This is a genomic window from Lewinella sp. IMCC34183 (assembly GCF_003390915.1).
Taxonomy (GTDB): Bacteria; Bacteroidota; Bacteroidia; order Chitinophagales; family Saprospiraceae; genus Neolewinella.
Genome location: NZ_QMEM01000006.1, coordinates 324030 through 342108 on the forward strand (window position 1 = coordinate 324030; position 18079 = coordinate 342108).

Here is an 18079-nt window from a genome sequence, read left to right on the forward strand (position 1 = left end):
CAAAATTTAGTTGCCCCGGCCCCTCGGGTCCTCCGTACCTTCCGCCCATGCTTGATATTCTCCGCGAAGGCCCCGGTTGGGCCGTTGTTAATAAGCCTGCGGGCATCGCTACCGAGCGTCACTTTCAGTACGATACGCTGGAGGCGCGGGCGCAGGTGCAATGGACGCGCGACAACGCCAAACGGGCCGGCTTCGTCGGCATCGTCCACCGGCTCGACCGGGCTACCAGCGGTGCGCTGGTTCTGGCCCGCAACAAGTCGACCCTGGTGCGCCTCAATCGGTCTTTCGCGGCCCGGAGCACCACGAAGCGCTACCTGGCCGTCACCGACCGCCCCCTGCCGGAAGCCACCGGCCGCCTGCACCACTACCTCCTGCGCAACGCCACGAATAAGCTCGCCGTGGCCAGTACCCGCCCCGTAGCCGGGGCCAAGGAGGCGATCCTTTCCTATCGCCTGCTGCGGGAGGGAGAAGGAAGCTATCTGTACGAGGTCACGCCCGTCACCGGTCGCTTCCACCAGATCAGGTGCCAGTTCGCCGCGGCCGGCGCACCCATCGTGGGCGACCACGCCTACGGGGCACTGCGCCCCCTGCGCGACCACTGCATCGCCCTGCACGCCCACCGTTTGTCCTTTCCCGACCCCGCGGACGAAGATGCGGTGATCGAGACCGTAGCCCCCCTACCCGAGTACTGGCCGCTTCCCCCCGCCACAGAGTAAGTAGCGCTACGGGATATCTCAGTGCGTCAAAATGCCGGTTTCGCGGCTCCAGAGCCGGTACCCTCCGCGGATGCCGGTCCGGTTGTTGGATAATTTCGCCCGCGGACCGGCGTCGAAGGTGATCAGCCGGGCATTTCCGCCCGCCAGCCACAGGGTATCGTAGTGAAAGACGGTATCAAGGATATCCACGACTTCCCGCATCCGTACGTTCCACGCCTCGGGGCCGATCCGCTCCAGCTCGGCCTCGCCCACGTACTGGTCATAGTCGATCTCCTCCCGCAGCGGGTGGTGGGCCAGCTCAAGGTGCGGCAGCAAGACGCCGTCGAGGAGGCAGGCGGTCCCGAAGCCGGTTCCCAGGGTAACCAATAGCTCCAGACCGTCGCCGGCGGCAATGCCCAGGCCCAGCAGGTCGGCATCGTTGACGACCCGGGCCGGGCGCCCGAACCGCTTCGCCAGCCGGTCCTGGAGGTTGACTCCGGCCCAGGATTCCGACCCCAGGTTGGGGGCGGTCTGCACCAATCCGTGGCGGACGTATCCCGGGAAACCCATCGAGAGGTAGTCAAAGGCGCCCAGTTGCTTGATGAGATCCCCGACCGTATCCAGTACACGGTCCGGCGTAGCGGGTCGCGGGGTGGGCAGGCTTTGGTAAGCGGCTACTTCGTTACCTGCGGCATCCAATACGGTCCCCTTCAAATGGGAGCCGCCGAGGTCGAGTATCAGAATGCGGGGAGCGGGGGTAGGATCGTTCATAATATTCGAACGAACCGGTGGCCGACGCGAGCGTGGGTCACGGTTGACGTATAGCGGGTGACGCAGCTAATGCACACCCCCCGTAAATCGCTGGCAATTTTCATATCGCCGCGAGCAAGGCTCCTCTTCCGGTCATTACTACGGGCGGCCCTTCCGTCGTTTGGGATACCGCAGTCTTGGATCGACCTACCCCCGCGGGATACGGTCCCGAGGTTTGCCCGGCACCCGCGGCCCCGCCCCGGTATGGTGAACCCGGCCGGAAGATTGCCTATTTTTCGCGTTGTAAGGCAATTATGCACGAAGAAGGCCACTATATCAACCGCAGCGGCTGGCTGCGCGCCGCCGTACTGGGCGCCAACGACGGTATCATCTCGGTATCGAGCATTGCGGTGGGCGTGGCCGCAGCCTCCGTGACGCGCGAGCCGATCCTGTTGGCGGCCCTGGCGGGAACGGTAGCCGGCGCGCTCTCCATGGCCGCCGGCGAGTACATTTCGGTAAGCTCGCAGTCCGACCTGGAAAAGGCCGACCTGGAGCGGGAGGCCGGTGAGCTCAGGGACCACCCGGAGTACGAAACCGAAGAACTGGCGGGCATCTACCGGGAGCGCGGTCTGGATGCCCCCCTCGCCCGGCAGGTGGCGGAGGCCCTCATGGCCCACGACCCGCTCCAGGCCCACGCCCGCGACGAACTGGGCATCAGCAAGCTCACCCAGTCGCAACCCCTCAGTGCCGCCTTCGCCTCCGGCGTATCCTTTCTTGCCGGGGCGGCCCTGCCGGTGTTGGTCGCGCTGTTCGCCCCTCTCAAGGGGATGGTCTTCTTTCAGTACGGTGCCACCCTGGTCGCGTTGGTGGCCCTGGGCGCCCTGGCTGCCCGCACCGGCGGCGCGAGGATCTGGATGGGCATCTTCCGCATCTGTCTCTGGGGAACGCTGGCCATGGCCGGTACGGCCGCCGTGGGTTACCTGTTCGGCGTGGAGGGACTCTGAGCCGCTACGCGGCGCGAGTGCCTTATCGTACGAATGATGGCGACCACCGCGACGAGTACGAAGAAGGTGGTAGCCACCGCGATGATGGTGGTCAGGTTACGATCCAGCCAGGGGACGCGATCGAGGAAGTACCCTACCGTTAGCAATCCCACCACCCAGATGATCACCCCCAGTACGCTGAAGCGGTGGAAGGTGGCGCGGTCCATCCCCGCTACCCCGCCCACGAAGGGCACCACGGCCCGTACCAGCGGCAGGAAGCGGGAAAGCACCACGGCCCAGTCGCCGTAGCGTTCGTAAAAGTGCCTGCTCTTTTCGTAGTGTTCCCGCCGCAGCCACGAGAAGCGGTCGAATACGCCCGGACCGACGCGCCGCCCCAGCGCGTAGCTGACCTCATTACCCAGCGCGGCACCGGCGCAGAGCAACAGCCCCGCCGGCAACAGGTGGACTTCGCCGGAGGCCCCGAGCAGACCGGTGGTGAGTAGTAAGCCGTCACCCGGCAGAAAGGGGGCCAGCGGAAAGAAGGCCGATTCCAGGAAAATGATGGCGAACAACAGGCCGTAAAGCGCCAGGGGGTGCAGCTCGGCGGCCTGGCGCAACCAGTCGTCGAAGCCGAAGAAGAAGGCCGAAAGACTGTCCATGGGTAAAAATTGTACCGGCCCGGCGAATGCCGTCCGGGGCCGCGTACGCCTATAATCCCGTCCGGCCACCCGTTGTGCGGCGGGCCGATGGGGTGGAGGGTCGTGGAATTGTCAAGATGCATCACACTTTACGCCCCGGACCGCTGTTGCACCCACCACGGGTGATTCGGCCCGTTACCAACCCCCTCCCCATGCGTTCGATGACTTACCGGTGGACGATCCTCGTGCTGACGTTCACCACTTCGCTCTCCGTGCTAGGCCAGGTGCCCGGCGGCGACGGCCCTTACTACCTTTCTTTGCGCCGCGAGCTCGGCGTAGGCACCGTGGCGGCCGGATCCGCGCTGACGGGTTACCTGATCAATCAGAATATTGACGAGGTCGCCCTGCGGGAGTTGTCCCTGCCCAAGGTGCCTGGCTTCGACGAAAGCGCGCTCGGCAACGTCTCTTCCGCGGCCCTGTCCGGCTCCGACATCGTCGCCTACGGCACGGTGGCCCTGCCGGTAACCCTGCTGCTCGACCGCCGCATCCGGGCGGACGCGGTAAAGGTGGGACTTCTCTTCGTCGAGACCATGCTCCTGAACCAGGGCCTGACCGACATCGTGAAGGGCACGGTACAGCGCCCCCGCCCCTACCTCTACGACCCACAGCTGCCGGCCGATTCCCAGGTGGACGCCTACGACCGCACCTCCTACTTCTCCGCGCACACCAGCAACACCGCCGCGGCGTCCTTCTTCATCGGACGGGTATTTGCCGACTACCACCCCGACAGCCCCCTGAAACCGGTGGTGTGGACGGTGTCGGCCACCCTGCCGGCGGTAGCCGGCTACCTGCGCGTCCGTGCCGGCCAGCACTTCCCCTCGGACGTGGTGACCGGTTACCTTGTCGGTGCCGCCATCGGCTACGGCATTCCGGCCCTCCACCGCCGTCCGGTACGAGTACGCGGGGTAAGCCTGCGGCCCACGGGTACCGGCCTGTACCTATGTTATACCTTTGGGGGCGCCTAGTGTCCCGACCGCGCACTGGCACCGGTGCCCGGTGGGGGGTGCACCGGAAACCTGACGATCCCGAGCGCCCGTAACGTATGCCTTTTCCCTCTTCCCGAATTACCCCCCGCCTGCCCGCCGAGGCCCTGCTGTGGGGCTTACTGATCCTGTTCACCATCTTCTCCTGCTACCGACTCGGCAGCTGGGGGCTGATCGAGACCAGCGAGGCCCGCTACGCCGAGATGGGCCGCGAGATGCTCCAGCATGACGACTACCTGCACCCCACCATCGTAGGGCTGCGGCACTACCACAAGCCGCCGCTCACCTACGCCATCACGGCAACGGCCTACCGGATCTTCGGGGTCGGGCCGGGCGCTGCGCGTTTTTTCCTGCAGGTGGGGCTGCTGCTACAGCTGCTGCTCGTCTACCGTATCGGCCGCCGGCTGTTGCCCGACCCGCGGCAGCCCCTGTGGGCTACGGCCGTCTACGCCTCCTTCCCCATCCTGCTGATCGCCTCGCGTAACCTGACCACCGACCTCTACCTGATGACCTTCCTGCTGGCGGGGGTGTACGCTTTCGTCCGTTCCGAGCAGGGCAACCGTCCGGTGGGCTGGTTGCTGCTGGCGTACCTGGCCTGGGGACTGGCCGCCCTCACGAAGGGCGCGGGGGTCGTGATCCTGCCGGCCGTTCTGCTGCCGGCCTGGTACCTGCTGCATCCGCCCGCCAACTGGCTGACCCTCATCGGACGCCATTTGCTCGGCGTCCTGGTCTTCCTACCGGTAGGCCTGTCGTGGTACCTGGCCCTGATCGCCGAGGACGCCTCCCTGGTCGATTACTTCCTCGTCGACCAGACAATCCGCCGCTACACCTCCGACCAGTGGGGCCGCGAGATGCCCGCCTGGTTTTACCTGGCAACGGTGACCGCCACTACCCTGCCCTGGCTCCCCGCGGTGCTTGGGTACGGCCGGTCGTGGAGCCGGTTGTGGCGCGAGCGAGCCGTGGTGTACTGGGCGGCGGCCTGGTTCGTGGGACCGATCGTGTTTTACTCCTTCGCCCACTCCAAGTTGCTGCTCTACGTATTGCCGGCCTATCCGGGGCTGGCCCTGCTGGCGGCGGTGTGGCTGGCGGCGGCGGGCGCGGGTGCGGTGCGCAACTGGATGCGCATCGCCCAGGTATCCTTCAGCCTGCTCTTCGTGGGACTGCTGGCTGCTCCCCTGATTACCGACCGCGTCACGGGCAGCGTGCTCTATTACCTATTCGCCGCCCTGGGGCTGGTGGCCTTCTGGTATGTCCCGCCGCGGCTGAGCGGACTGGCCCGCAACGGAGCGGAGCGCCTCGTTGCCGTGCCGCTGCTCTTTACCACTTTCCTCCTGCCGGTCGGCACCGAATTCCTGGCGGCGAACGAGCTGTTGGTCAGCAGTCCGGCCCCGGTGGTTCGGGAACTACGGGACCGTGGCCTGGCCGACTACGAACTGTACACCCTCAACCGGGAGCTGCCGGCCGTCGCCTTCGGGCTGAATACCGAGCCCCACTACCTGTACCAGGGCCCCATCACCCGTGACACGAGCCGCGAGGTCACCGGCGAGTGGCGGCGGCACTGGCTGCCGGTGGACCATACCTCCGTGCGCGATTCCCTTATGCGCCGGTGGGCTACGCAGCCCGCGGTCGTGGTGGTCTACGGCAACGCCCGCTTTGACCTGGCCCCCTGGCTGGAGCAGCTCGGTAACCACGACACGCTGGGCCGGTACACGTTCTATTACGGTACGGCACCCGACCGCGACTAAAATATACTCCCATGCGCCCCCTGTTGCTCTTCACCCTGCTGGCGATCTGTGCCGGCTGTACTTCCGAGGCGCCACCCGCCCCGCCGGTATCGGATGTCCTGTCCGCCGATGGCACCCCACCCGTATACGCTACCTATGAGGCGGTCGCGCCCCTATTCGCGCAAACCAACGATACCACCTACCTGATCAATTTCTGGGCCACCTGGTGCAAGCCCTGCCTGGAGGAGCTTCCCCTGCTGCAGGAACTGTCCGACGGGCGCACGGCGGACGAGGCGCTGCGCGTGATCCTGGTAAGTCTCGACACCGAGCCGGGGGCGATCGCGCGCATCCCGGAGTACCTGTCCGGGCGCGGCATCAAGTTACCCACCGTAGTGCTGACCGACGAAAGCCCCGGCTGGATGCGTGACCTTGATGAAAAGTGGGACGGCTCCCTGCCCACCACCTTCGTGTACCGCGGACCGCTGCGCTACATCTACCGGCGGCCCTGGCGGACGCTGCCGGACGTTCGGGCGGCGGTAGCGCCGCTTCTTGGCCAATAGCCGACTTTTCACCGGCGCACGGTAGCCAACGCATGGCGAAAATTGCTAAATTGGGAAAGCAAAATGTAAACTATGCGGCACCTTTACCTCCTTGCTTTTTTGCTGGTGGCCGCTCCCGGGTTCGCGGATTCCTTTCGGGGTTTCCTGCTGACCCGGGATGGGTACCAACTTACCGGTTACTTGAATATCCTTCAGTATTCACCGGGGGGCAACACCATCACGTTCACCAACGATTTCGGCGATGAATACGTCATTCATCCCTTCCTGGTAAAGGGCTTCGGCTTTAATTACGAGGGTGAGGCGATGCGCTTCGTCAGCCGGCGCCACGAGGGCCTCTGGTATTTCCTGCAGGAGGAGGTCCAGGGCCGCGGCATCACCCTTTTCCGTCTACCGCAGGGGGGAGCTTCCTGGCTGGACGACCGGATGTTACGCCTGTTCCGCGATCCACCCCCGGAATACTACTTCGAGTACGGGGAGGGGAAGTTCCTGCCGGTGGCCCGTATGGGGTACAAGCGGACGCTGCGCCAATTCTTCCGCCAGGCCAGTCCGGCCTTGGCCGACAAGATCGGCAGCCGCGGGTACCGGTACCGGAACATGCACGAGATCGTGGCCGAATTCAACGAACGGAGCCTGCGTAAGCGCCGGCGACTGTGACCCCGGTCGAGGCATACCGCGTATTCGTCGGATAGGGAAACAACCCTCGGCAAATTCACTGCGTTACCCCATCGGTCACCCGTACCTTAACCGCATCTTAGCCCGCTTTCCGCCGCGCCATGCTCAAAAAAGACCTTGCCGGATTCTTAGCCTTCTTCCTGGGCATCTTTGGGGTACACCGCTTCTACCTCGGTCAACCCTTTCGGGGTGCCGTGCAATTTTTGGGCTTCTGGATGATCGTGGCGGCCCTGGCCGAGGAGGGTCCCGAGATGCCGTTACCGTTCATTATGGTCGGCTTCGTGCTGGCTCCGCTCATTACCGCCATCGTATTCTGGGCCACGCCCTACGAGCGCTGGGCGGCCAAATACGACCCGGAAGCTCTCGTGGCCCAGGGCTACAGCTATCCCAAGCGCAGCAACCGCCCTACCTTCCAGCCCGGCCAGACCGCGCCGCCCAGCCTTCGCGACCTGAAAGCCGAGGGCATCAAGTATTACCGCGCCGGGGATTACGACCTCGCCAGCGAAGCTTTCCAGGAGGCGCTACAGCAGGCTCCGCAGGATCCCGTGGCACACTTTAACCTGGCGTGCTGTTTCGCCCTGCAGAATCAGTTCCCCCGGGCCCTCCAGGCGCTGGAGGTTGCCGTCACCTACCAGTTGCCACGGCCCGAACGCATCGAGCAGCACCCGGCCCTACGGCACCTGCGCGAAAGCGCCGCCTACCGCGAATTCCGCCGCAACAACTTTCGCCAGCTGAACCTGGTCGAACGGACCGATCGACCGGCCCACGAGCAGGCCCGTGCCGACGGTCCCGCCGCCGACGAGACGGTCGGCGACTCCGATGCCAACTACGAGTTACTCGAGCAGATGGCCCGCCTCCGCGAGCTTCATGACTCGGGAATCCTCACCGCCCTTGAATACCGTACCCAGCGGGAAAAACTGCTGGGCTGATGCGGTGGTACCTGTGCTGCGGCCTGCTGATCGCCGCCCTCACCGCCGGCGCCCAGGCGACCGACGCGGCCTTACTGCCCCACCTCAGCTACGGGGTCTTCCACTCCGCCGGTGACCTGGCGGACCGCTACGGCAACGGCTTTGCCATCGGCGGGGGCCTCGACCTCACCCGCCCGCAGAGTCGCTGGCAATTCGGGGTGATGGCGCAGTTCGGATTCGGCAATACGGTCCGCGAAGACGTACTCGCCGGCCTGCGCACCGACGCCGGCTTCATCATCGGTAATCAGCGGCAACCCGCCCAGGTGAGCCTGCGCCAGCGGCAGTGGTTCATCGGACCGCGCGCCGGCTATACCCTGCCCCTCGGAGATAATCCCCGCGCCGGCCTACAGCTGACCACCGGTCTGGGGTACTTCTTCAGCCACATCCGTATTCAGGATGACCCCGTGCAGTTCGTGCCCCAACTCGATACCCCCTACCGGGCCGGCTACGATCGTCTGGCCGGAGGCCCGGCGCTCTATCAGTTCGTCGGATACCAGCGGCTGGTACCCGGTTCGGGACTCAATTTTTACGCGGGTGCCGAACTCACCGCCGCCCGTACCCGGCAGTTGCGCAACTTCGACGTGCCGGACAACGGCCCGCCTCCCAGCAATTCCCGCTTAGACGCCGTGCTTGGACTGCGCGCCGGGATCATCATTCCCATCTACCGCGGGGAGGGCCGTAATATCTACTACTAGTCATGGAGTGGCTCTACCGCACCGGCCTGGGGGCTTACCACCTGGGCATTCGTACCGCCGCCCGCCTGGGGCACGAGCGCGCCCGCAAGTGGGTCCGGGGTCGTCAGCAGGACGTCTCCCCCGCCATCCGGGCCCTCCACGCCGCGGGCCGGCCGGTGCTGTGGCTGCACGCCGCGAGCCTTGGCGAATTCGAGCAGGGCTTGCCGGTACTGCGGGCCCTGCGGGAGTGCCGCCCGGAGTGGGCAACCGTAGTGACGTTTTTCAGTCCCAGCGGCTACGAGCGGTGCCACGACTCCCCGGAGGCCGACGTTGTCGCCTACCTGCCCGTCGACACCCCCGCCGCCGCGCGCGCCTGGCAGGCGCTGCTAAGGCCCCGGCTGGCCGTCTTCGTGAAGTACGAGTTCTGGCACTACCACCTGGCGGCGCTGCGCCGTAACGGCGTGCCTACCTTTCTGGTCGCCGGCCGCTTTCGGGCCGACCAGCCCTTTTTCCGCTCCTTCGGCGGCTGGTGGCGCGGGATGCTGGATGCCTTTACCCACTTCTGCGTACAGACGGACGAGGACGCCCGATTGCTCGCACGCTACGGCTACCACAATACGACGGTCACCGGCGATCCGCGGGTCGATCGCACCGCCGAACTCGCAATCACCCCCTTCCACGATGAGCGGCTGGCGGCCTTTGCCGCTCCCGGCCCGGTCCTGTTTGCCGGTTCAGTCTGGCCAGACGACGTAGCCCTGATCCAGGACGCCTGGCCATCCCTACAATCAAACTGGAGATTAGTGCTGGCCCCCCACCAGTTGCGGGAAGAGGAAATCGAAGCCTGGCGGGCAGCCTTCAACGCCGACCGCTACACCGGCCCCGCTACCGGTCGCTCGGTACTTATCCTGGATACCGTCGGCATCCTTAGCCGGGCCTACCGCTACGGACGGGTAGCTTACGTGGGCGGCGGCTTCGGCAGTGGCCTCCACAATACCCTGGAACCCCTCAGCTACGGCCTGCCGGTCCTCTTCGGGCCGAAGCACCACAAATTTCCGGAGGCGGGGGAGGCGATCCGCCGGGGGGGAGCCTTCAGCGTACGTACCCCGGACGAACTGACGCGCGTGCTAGAGGAGCTGGACGGGCCGGCGGCCTACGCGGAAAGTCATAAGGCCCAGCTTGCCTACCGGAACGAAAACCGGGGGGCGGGGCGCCGGACCGCCGAGGCCCTGCTCCGCCTCCTGGTGCTGTTGCTGTTGGCGCTGCCGGTACAGGCCCAGCACTGGTCGCAGGCGGACCGGATGCTGGATGCTCTCGACGGCACCTTCACCAAGTGTAACCTGATGGCCTCCGTCTCCGGTCTGGAGTGGCGGCCCGGCCTCTGCCTGGCGGCCGCCGAACTCCCCCGCAACGGCACGATCTCCCTCGACGTGCCCCTCGAAGCCGGGCGGCAGTACGTATTCATTGCCTCGGCGGAGTCCTCCGCGATCGATATAGACCTATTTCTGCGCGATCCGGCCGGGCGAGTCATTGAAGAGGATACCGAAGACGACAAAACGCCGGTCGTCGAGGTCGCCGTGGATACCAGCGGTGTCTACTCTCTGCAGCTTCACCTATTGGGGGGGCGCGATACTACGGCCTTCGTGAGCCTGGGACTGCTACAGTCCTTCGGCCGCGATATCCGTCCGGACGATTACCGCCAGATCAGCCAGCAGTTCGCGGCCGCGGCCGGGGCGGTACGCGCGGCCGGCGGGGCCCGCCGCTTCGGTGTACAGCCGGGGACGTGGTCGGTATTCGGCGCGCTGCTCGACGACGAGGAGGGCACCACCATCGACAACGTACAGCTGCCCGCGGGCCGCTCGTTCATCGCGGCAACCGGCGGCGAGACCCTGCAGAATCTCGACCTTTTCCTGGCCAACGCTGCCCTCGAGATCGTCCGGGCCGACGACGACCCGGACCCCTTTCCCATGATCGAATACGATAATCCGGCCGCCGCGGCCCATTCCGTACGGGTGGAGGTGGTGCGGGCGCGGGGACGGAGTTTGGTGTTGATCGGACTCTTTTCCCGCTAGCGGCCACCGATGGCCTACCCCACCCGCCAGGGCGGGTGGAAGCGCATCGCCCCCGCAAAATACAGGATAAGGCGGTTGCCGTCCGGATCGCGCAACCGTGCCTCCCTCCAGCCCCAGTTGCGGTCGCTGGCCGGCTCGTCGAAGATCACACCAGCTTCCTGCAGGCGCACCACGCGTTCGTCCAGGTCCGGGCACTCAAAGTATACGTAGACCCCTTCGCCCTCAGCCAACCGCTCCACGGCATGGACCGAGAAGGTGGAACCTCCGTCCGGACCCAGGAAGCGGGCTTAGCGCGGTGCTCGCCGTTTTGGACATCGGATGTCCAGGACATCCGATGTCCAAAAAGTAGGGAATTCCGGGCCGATTCCAGCCTCGCCGGGAGGACGGGTTGGCCCGCGGATTTCCTGACCGACGGTCTCCGGTATATCTTACCAGCATGCCGATCATCATTACCCTTATCGCCGTCCTTGCCCTCTTGGGCCTCATTGTATTCCTCAAATGGCACCCCTTTGTCGCGCTCGTCCTGGTGGCGGTCGGCACGGGCCTCGCGCTGGGCATGCCCGCCGAGGCTACGCTGGCCGCGGTTTCCTCCGGGGTGGGCGGCACCCTGGGGGGCCTGGCGCTCATTCTCGGCCTCGGGGCGGTTCTCGGCGGCGTGATCGAGGAAACCGGCGCCGCGCAGGTGATCACCGACCGGCTCGTGGGCAACAGCCAGGGAAGCGGGGTGGTATGGGGGCTGTGCCTCGTGGGCTTTCTGATCGGGATCCCGCTATTTTACTCGGTAGGCTTCGTCATGATGGCTCCGATCGTGTTCGCCACCGCCCGCAAGACCGGTCTGCCCCTCGCCATGGTGGCCGTGGCTGCCGTGGCTTCGCTCTCCGTCACCCACGGTTTTCTGCCGCCCCACCCCGCCCCGGTACTAATTGCCGATACCTACGGCGCCGACATCGGTCGGGTGCTGGTCTACGGACTCATTCTGGCCGTCCCTTCAGTGATCATTGCCGGGCCGCTATTCGCCCGCACCCTCCGGAATATGCCGCAGACCCGCGGGGCGATCGACCTGGATAACTCCCAGCTCCCCGCCCGGCTGCCGAGTTTCTCTACCAGTATCATTGCGGCGCTGCTGCCGGTCTTCCTTCTCGCCGGCGTAGCGGTACTAAAATCCGCAAACGATGCCTTGGCCGCGTCCCCCGTTCTGCTGGTCGTCGGCGACGCCACCGTGGCCCTACTCATCGGCCTGGTGGTCGCGATGGTATTGTTGGGTCGTCAGACCGGGCAGTCGATCGCCGCGCTCATGTCGCGGGTCGGTCCCCAACTGGCCCCCATGGCGGCGGTCCTCCTCATCATCGCCGGCGGCGGTGCCTTCAAGCAGGTGCTCGTCGATAGCGGCACCAGCGAGTACATCGTGGAGGTTTTGTCCGGCTTCAACGCCCATCCGCTGTTCATTGCCTGGGTCATCGCGGCCGCTCTCCGCATCACCCTCGGATCGGCTACCGTGGCCGCCATCACCGCTGCGGGTATCGCCCTGCCCCTGGCGGGTACCGGCGTGGTTTCTCCTGAGCTGCTCGTGCTGGCTACGGGCGCGGGATCCCTCACCTGCAGCCACGTCAACGACACCGGCTTCTGGCTCTTCAAGGAATACTTCGGCCTCACCGTCACCCAGACCCTCCGCAGCTGGACGGTCATGGAGACGCTGGTCAGCCTGATCGGACTGGGGGGGTGCTTTTTGCTGGAAGGGATGGGGGTTTAGTTCTGTAGTTCTGTAGTTCTGTAGTTCTGTAGTTCTGTAGTTCTGTAGTTCTGTAGTTCTGTAGTTCTGTAGTTCTGTAGTTCTGTAGTTCTGTAGTTCTGTAGAGGGAATTTCGAAGCCCGTAGCAGGTTCACCCTCGACTACAGAACTACCAGCGAGCGCAGGGAGCGAGACTACAGAACTAGAGCGAGCGCAGCGAGCGAGACCACAGAACTACCGAACTAATCGCGACCGCAGGGAGCGACACTACCGCACCAACCCACAAATCCCCTTCACCTCCTTCATCGTCTCCTGCGCCCGCTGGCGGATCTCCCAGCTGCTCTGCTTGATCTGGTCCTTAACGGCGCGGCGGTCGCTCTTGAGCATGGTGAGGCGTTCCTGGATATTCTTGGCCACGTTGACCAGTCCGTCGGCGACCGTTTCCTTGAGGTCGGCGTACCGGAGAGCGCCGCTTTCGTAATCGGCCATGAGGGCGGCATGTTCGTCGGAGCGGCCGGCGGCGTCGAGCAGGCTGAACAGGTTGGCGACCCCGGCGGACATGGCACCCGCGTCCCCGCCGTCTCCCCCCGTGTCCGTCACCGCCGAACGGATCTGCTTGCGGATACGCTTCTCGTCGGCGAAGACATCGATGTTGTGCTTGTCGCCAAGACTGGCGCTCATCTTGCGGGTGGGATCGGCCGTCGACATGACCTTGGGCACCTTGGTGTAGAGCGCTTCCGGCACGGGGAAAAATTCCTTGCCGGCGAAGTTGTTGAAGCGCTGGGCAATGTCGCGCGTCAACTCCAGATGTTGTTCCTGGTCCTTTCCTACGGGTACGATGCCCGCCTTGTAGATGAGGATATCGGCCGCCTGCAGGACCGGATACGTGAGCAGGCCGGCGGAAATGAAGTCTTCGTTCTGCCCGCCCTTATCCTTGAACTGCGTCATGCGGGTCAGCTGCCCGTAGCTACTGAAGCAGTTCAGAATCCAGTTGAGCTCGGTGTGCTCCGGGACCAGGCTCTGGATGAAGAGGTTCTCCGGCTTGATGCCGCAGGCCAGCAGGTTGAAGCAAAGTTCCCAGGTATTCTCGGCCAGCTTCTTGGCTTCGAAGGGCATGGTCATGGCGTGGTAGTTCACGACCATGTAAAGGCAGTCGTACTCTTCCTGCAGGCGCTTCCAGTTTTCCACGGCGCCGAAGTAGCGACCGAAGTGAAGCTTGCCGGTGGGCTGGATGCCGGAGAGGATGGTCTTATTCTGGGACATGGCGCGAAGGTAAGAAGCTCACACTTTAGGCGTAGGTTTGCCCGGCCCATGATCAAATCTGTACTCATCCTCGTGGCGCTCGCCGTCGGACTGCTACTCCCGGAGCTGGAGGCCTACACCTTCACCCTGCGGCCGTTTCTCATGATCCTGTTGTTCTTTTCCTTCCTCGAGGTCCGCATCGACCGCAGCATCTTTTCGCGGCAGCAGGTGATCGCCGCCGGGTTGCTGCTTCCCTTCGGGCTCGCGGCCTACTACCTCGGCAGTCTCTACACCACCGACCTCGGCCTCACGCTGTTGCTTATGGGTCTCGCACCGACGGCCGTTATCACTCCGGTACTGGCCCAACTGATGAACCGGCGGGCCGGCTATATGGTCGGTGCCATCATCGTCACCCATGCCGTGTTTGCGCTCATGGTGCCCATCATCCTGCCGGCACTGCTCGGTGTGTCACTGTCGTTACGGTCGCTGGGCACCCTGGTGTGGACCATCGGCAGTACCGTGGCGGGGCCGCTGGTGCTGGGGCAATTGGTTCGCCGCTACGCATCGCGGGTACGGAATACGCTGCGGCGCATCGGACCCTACGCCTTCGCTCTTTTCCTCAGCAACATAGCGGTAGCTTCCGGCAGCCTCTCCTATTACCTGCGCTACGAGAGCGATACTCCGGCCGCCTTCATTTGGGTGTGTGCGGTCAGCATCGCGGCCCTTCTCCTGCTCAATTTCGCGCTTGGCAGCCGCCTGGCACCCGCAGGCCACCGCGTGGAAGGCAGCCTGGCCTTGGGACGGAAGAACACCATGTTGTCCATCTGGATCGCCCTGGAGTACATCAACCCCCTGACCGTGCTGGGGCCGATGCTGTACATCCTCCTGCAGAACCTCTTCGTTGCCGGGCAGATCGTGATCGTTGACCGCCGTGACCGCCGCCGGGGCTAGCGCCGACACCACCGCAACCGGAGCGTACCGGCCCGCTCCAGCACGGTCACTTTGAATCGCTGCCGGTTCAACTTGTCGATGGTACCCAGCCACTGAAAGGCGGGGCGCCCCTGGAAGTCGAAGAAGTCGGCGTCGAAGGTAAATTCGGTCTCGTCGTCGGGTTCGCGCAGGGCATTGATCGACCAGTAGCCATCGTAAATAACCCCCGTGCCCGTTTCGTACACCAGGGAGTAATCGGGATAGAATTCGACGCGATCGCCGGAGAATTGCGAAGTCACGTTATCCCCGAATAGATCGTTGTTTCCCTTGTAGGAGGCACGGTCTATTTCCCAGGTACCGACCAGGCGGTCTTCGCGCCGCTCGATGCGGTCCTCGAGCGAGCAGGAGGTGATCAACAAAAGAAAGAGGAAAACGGGATAGTAGGACAGCTGCACGGCGGGGGACGTTGGATGCTTCCAATATCGTCCCGGGGGCGGCCAAAAACGGCGGAGCTGGCGGTTTTACACTTAGTTTAACTAGTGTGAAAGTGGCTTTAAATCAGGCATCAGGCGCGTTCGAGGGCCTGGATACTTTCCTCATAGCTCTTCAGGGTGCGCGCCTGGATCTCGGCGGTGGCATTAAGCACCTTCAGTTCCTCGTTAAGACGTTGCTCGCGCAGGGGGTCTTCCTTGACGTATCGGCGCTTTCGGTTAATGTCCAGAAGTTGTTGAATGGTCTGACTGAGGGCGATCTTCGTCTTCAGATATTTGTGCTTCAAGTTTCTTCTGGTGCTCATTTCCGTGTCTTAACTTTGGTATCGCGTGCCATTTTACCGACGTGGAAAATAGAATAAAATTGCCTGTTAAGCAAATTATTCTTTGGCGCTTCGGTGGCTGCGGTTGTTGGTCTAAGGAACCCCCGGACGCCCGTTTCGGTTGCTCGAAGCAGCGTTAAAAATCGTAAAATCAACCCAACATTATCTACCCTTAAACGGGTTGCGGGCTTCCCAGGCGGGCGGGGTGAATACCGCCGAAAGGAAAGCCGGCACGAAGGGGTTCAGCCATTGCGGATGGATCCGGAGCCAGCTGTCGTAGTACCGGGGCTCCGCCCCGACGGAGCTCTTGATTTCCAGCGCCGTACGCCCGTAGTCCAGCCTGTCGTACCCACTCCGGATGGCATCTTCCAGCAGGTCGTAAAGCATATTGTGGTACAGGTGATGGCTGTACTTATAGGCTTCCTCCAGCCCCAGAAAGTGCGCCTGGTATACCGGCCCGTTGGGCAGTCCGCTGGTGAAGCCTACGAGCTCCGCATCCGGCGTGAAGTAAGCGTGCAACTGGCCGCTGCGGCCCAGCCACCCGAAGTAGTCGGGTTGCAGGTGGACCACGTTCACGTCGGCTCCACGACTGGTTTCCAGGTAGAGCGCGTAGAGGCGCGGCAGGTAATGGCCTACCTCCTCCGGCGACAGCCGGCGCCGTACGAGTTCGCCCAGCTTGCCACGGGCCCGCCGGTAGCGGACGCGGTATTTGCTGCTGAGGCGGTCCAGGTAGTCCTCCGGCGTAGCGAAGGGGGTAAGGTCGAGGTGCATGACCGGGTCGGCGGGCAGCGATAAAAAGCCACTGTCCTGCAACAGCAAGCCCTCCGGTGCGCCGGGCGGGCCTAAATCCTTGATGACCACCGCCCGGTAACCGCAGGTGGGTCCGGCCAGGACATCGGCCGTAGCCAGCAGCAACCGGGTGAGCAGTTCGGGAGAGAGCCCTTTGGCGGCGTAGGCGTAATCGCCGGAAGTCAGCAACTGCCCGAGGCACAGCACGCGGGCGGATCCCAGTCCGAGCAGCCGCCGCCGCAAATCCCAGCGGGAAACCCGCCCGCCGGCCGCGTGCCGCACGTGTTGCCGCACCCGGAAGCGAAAGGTCTGGGCCGTCAACAGCAAGCGCTGCCCCGAGGCCGGGTGCCGGAGGCAGACGCCCTCGGTGGAAAACCCCTGGGGGTGGCCGCTCAGGAAGGCCAATGTTTCGGCTTCCATCCAGCGCCCGTCGGACCGGGCGGGCGCCGCCGGCCAGCCGGCGAAATCCGCGGGTCGGCGGAAACGGTGAAACTCCCACCCGTCCACGCCCGGCAACGCGCGCGCGCGAGGCCCGGCCGAAGGGGGAGAAAGAGAGGATGCATGCATACCGGTGCGGCAGAGGTCGGGCTGTATAACAGCTCAAAGCCGGAATGGATTGCCGGGAAAAGGTGGCGGCCAAGTATCTTTCGCCCCCATTACCCCGTACAAACATGATTCACAGAATTCTCGTTCCCGTTGATTTCAGCCCCGCATCGGCCTCCGCACTGCGTTACGCCGAGGCCTTTGCCGGGGAAACCGGCGTCCGGGAAGTCCGGGTAATTCACGTGTTCACCCCGCAGACGGCGGTTACCGGCCCGACCGGCGCCGTGCCGGTGACCGACCTGATGACCTCCCGGGAGGAAAATCTCCAGGAATTTCTCCAGGAACACCCCCCCCTCGATGGCATCCGCCGACGCAGCGAGCTTCTCCTCGGCTTTCCCGCCGACAAGATCATCGCCGAAAGTCAGCCCCAGGACCTGATCGTCCTCGGCGCCTACGGCGACGGCGGCCCCCTGGAGCAAACCTTCGGCAGCACCGCTTCGGCCGTAGCCAGCAAGGCACACTGCCCCGTGCTGCTCGTCCCTCAGCGCAGCACCTTCGCCGAATACAAGCATATCCTCTACGCCAGCAACAGCCTGAGCCTGAGCCGCAAGGCCGTTCTCAAGCTAATGGACTTCAATTCCCTCTTCCGCGCGCGGATCCACTTCGTCCACGTCAACGACGACAACAGCGAGCACCGCCGGGAACGCGAAAAGCTGTTCGCCCCGCTATTCAACAACCCCGACCCCGAGTTCGCCTTCGAAATCGTCGAAGTCAACGCCGACAGCGTACAAAAGGGACTGGTCGATTATCTCCACAAAACCCCCGTCCAGCTGGCCGTCATGGTCACCCAACACCGTGGGTTCTGGGACGGGCTGTTCCACAAGAGCGCTACCAAGCAGATGGTGCTGCATCCTGAGGTGCCGGTGTTGATTTTGCACGTTGCTGAGTAGGGGTGGTCATTTAGTTCTGTAGTTCTTTAGTTCTGTAGGCGCACGTTTCTGATGCGTCCGAGCAGTCACGTTGACCAACTACAGAACTACCAGCGAGCGCAGCGAGCGAGACTACAGAACTACCAGCGAGCGCAGCGAGCGAGACTACAGAACTACCAGCGAGCGCAGCGAGCGGGACTACAGAACTACCAGCGAGCGCAGCGAGCGGGACTACAGAACTACCAGCGAGCGCAGCGAGCGGGACTACAGAACTACCAGCGAGCGCAGCGAGCGAGACTACAGAACTACCAGCGAGCGCAGCGAGCG

The 18079-nt window shown here is 64.2% G+C and carries 19 protein-coding genes and 1 pseudogene; 13 read left to right on the forward strand and 7 right to left on the reverse strand.

The features are described 5' to 3' along the window. Positions 1 to 47 precede the first annotated feature (47 nt). Complete coding sequence (locus DQG19_RS14985; protein ID WP_157974531.1) at positions 48 to 716, forward strand: RluA family pseudouridine synthase; 669 nt, start codon at positions 48 to 50, stop codon at positions 714 to 716. Positions 717 to 734: 18 nt separating this feature from the next. Here the strand turns inward: DQG19_RS14985 and DQG19_RS14990 are convergent, their stop codons facing one another. After that, complete coding sequence (locus DQG19_RS14990; RefSeq protein ID WP_116127086.1) at positions 735 to 1466, reverse strand: ROK family protein; 732 nt, start codon at positions 1464 to 1466, stop codon at positions 735 to 737. A 293-nt stretch (positions 1467 to 1759) separates the two neighbouring features. Here DQG19_RS14990 and DQG19_RS14995 point away from each other — a divergent pair, with 293 nt between their 5' ends. Continuing rightward, complete coding sequence (locus DQG19_RS14995; RefSeq protein ID WP_116127087.1) at positions 1760 to 2449, forward strand: VIT family protein; 690 nt, start codon at positions 1760 to 1762, stop codon at positions 2447 to 2449. Here the strand turns inward: DQG19_RS14995 and DQG19_RS15000 are convergent. Further along, positions 2422 to 3087 (reverse strand): DedA family protein, encoded by a 666-nt coding sequence (locus tag DQG19_RS15000; RefSeq protein ID WP_116127088.1) that lies wholly within the window; start codon positions 3085 to 3087, stop codon positions 2422 to 2424. The genes DQG19_RS14995 and DQG19_RS15000 overlap by 28 nt on opposite strands. A 191-nt stretch (positions 3088 to 3278) precedes the next feature. On the opposite strand from DQG19_RS15000, the gene DQG19_RS15005 reads away from it, so the two are divergent. The 7 genes from DQG19_RS15005 (at position 3279) to DQG19_RS15035 (ending at position 10776) form a co-directional block, all read left to right on the forward strand. Beyond that, entirely contained in the window at positions 3279 to 4091 is an 813-nt protein-coding gene (locus DQG19_RS15005) for a phosphatase PAP2 family protein (protein ID WP_157974532.1), read from the forward strand. A gap of 77 nt (positions 4092 to 4168) precedes the next feature. After that, positions 4169 to 5854: an ArnT family glycosyltransferase gene (locus tag DQG19_RS15010; RefSeq protein WP_116127090.1), complete on the forward strand. Its 1686-nt coding sequence runs from the start codon at positions 4169 to 4171 to the stop codon at positions 5852 to 5854. Between the two features lie 11 nt (positions 5855 to 5865). Continuing rightward, positions 5866 to 6393, forward strand: a complete 528-nt coding sequence (locus DQG19_RS15015; protein WP_116127091.1) for a redoxin domain-containing protein — start codon at positions 5866 to 5868, stop codon at positions 6391 to 6393. Positions 6394 to 6465: 72 nt separating this feature from the next. Continuing rightward, positions 6466 to 7047: a hypothetical protein gene (locus tag DQG19_RS15020; protein ID WP_116127092.1), complete on the forward strand. Its 582-nt coding sequence runs from the start codon at positions 6466 to 6468 to the stop codon at positions 7045 to 7047. Positions 7048 to 7166: 119 nt separating this feature from the next. After that, positions 7167 to 7994 carry an NINE protein gene (locus DQG19_RS15025; RefSeq protein WP_116127093.1) on the forward strand — a complete coding sequence of 276 codons (828 nt, stop codon included), beginning with the start codon at positions 7167 to 7169 and terminating at the stop codon, positions 7992 to 7994. Further along, positions 7994 to 8728 carry a hypothetical protein gene (locus DQG19_RS15030; protein WP_116127094.1) on the forward strand — a complete coding sequence of 245 codons (735 nt, stop codon included), beginning with the start codon at positions 7994 to 7996 and terminating at the stop codon, positions 8726 to 8728. The genes DQG19_RS15025 and DQG19_RS15030 overlap by 1 nt, the downstream gene beginning before the upstream one ends. Before the next feature lie 2 nt (positions 8729 to 8730). Continuing rightward, positions 8731 to 10776, forward strand: a complete 2046-nt coding sequence (locus DQG19_RS15035; protein WP_116127095.1) for a 3-deoxy-D-manno-octulosonic acid transferase — start codon at positions 8731 to 8733, stop codon at positions 10774 to 10776. Between the two features lie 14 nt (positions 10777 to 10790). Here the strand turns inward: DQG19_RS15035 and DQG19_RS15040 are convergent, their stop codons facing one another. Next, positions 10791 to 11015, reverse strand: coding sequence for a VOC family protein (locus DQG19_RS15040; protein ID WP_157974533.1), 225 nt, complete (start codon positions 11013 to 11015; stop codon positions 10791 to 10793). Between the two features lie 197 nt (positions 11016 to 11212). Between DQG19_RS15040 and DQG19_RS15045 the strand changes: the two genes are divergently transcribed. Then, positions 11213 to 12526 (forward strand): gluconate:H+ symporter, encoded by a 1314-nt coding sequence (locus DQG19_RS15045; RefSeq protein WP_116127097.1) that lies wholly within the window; start codon positions 11213 to 11215, stop codon positions 12524 to 12526. Positions 12527 to 12772: 246 nt separating this feature from the next. Here DQG19_RS15045 and trpS read toward each other — a convergent pair whose 3' ends face one another. Beyond that, the gene (gene trpS / locus DQG19_RS15050) at positions 12773 to 13768 is read right to left on the reverse strand and encodes a tryptophan--tRNA ligase (RefSeq protein ID WP_116127098.1); all 996 of its coding nucleotides are present in this window, start codon (positions 13766 to 13768) and stop codon (positions 12773 to 12775) included. Positions 13769 to 13816: 48 nt separating this feature from the next. Between trpS and DQG19_RS15055 the strand changes: the two genes are divergently transcribed. Continuing rightward, positions 13817 to 14698 (forward strand): hypothetical protein, encoded by an 882-nt coding sequence (locus DQG19_RS15055; protein WP_116127099.1) that lies wholly within the window; start codon positions 13817 to 13819, stop codon positions 14696 to 14698. Here the strand turns inward: DQG19_RS15055 and DQG19_RS15060 are convergent. The 3 genes from DQG19_RS15060 to DQG19_RS15070 form a co-directional block, all read right to left on the reverse strand. Then, on the reverse strand, positions 14695 to 15132 hold the full coding sequence (locus tag DQG19_RS15060) for a hypothetical protein (protein ID WP_157974534.1): 438 nt from the start codon (positions 15130 to 15132) through the stop codon (positions 14695 to 14697). The two genes, DQG19_RS15055 and DQG19_RS15060, sit on opposite strands and share 4 nt — an antisense overlap. A gap of 110 nt (positions 15133 to 15242) precedes the next feature. Further along, a complete protein-coding gene (locus DQG19_RS15065; protein ID WP_157974535.1) occupies positions 15243 to 15473 on the reverse strand; it encodes a hypothetical protein in 231 nt (76 codons plus the stop codon). Between the two features lie 180 nt (positions 15474 to 15653). Next, a complete protein-coding gene (locus tag DQG19_RS15070; RefSeq protein ID WP_116127102.1) occupies positions 15654 to 16847 on the reverse strand; it encodes a GNAT family N-acetyltransferase in 1194 nt (397 codons plus the stop codon). A 104-nt stretch (positions 16848 to 16951) separates the two neighbouring features. On the opposite strand from DQG19_RS15070, the gene DQG19_RS15075 reads away from it, so the two are divergent. Both DQG19_RS15075 and DQG19_RS20935 read left to right on the forward strand, forming a co-directional pair. Next, on the forward strand, positions 16952 to 17773 hold the full coding sequence (locus DQG19_RS15075; RefSeq protein ID WP_157974536.1) for a universal stress protein: 822 nt from the start codon (positions 16952 to 16954) through the stop codon (positions 17771 to 17773). A gap of 70 nt (positions 17774 to 17843) precedes the next feature. Continuing rightward, positions 17844 to 18079: pseudogene (locus DQG19_RS20935) on the forward strand (hypothetical protein); the annotation flags it as partial.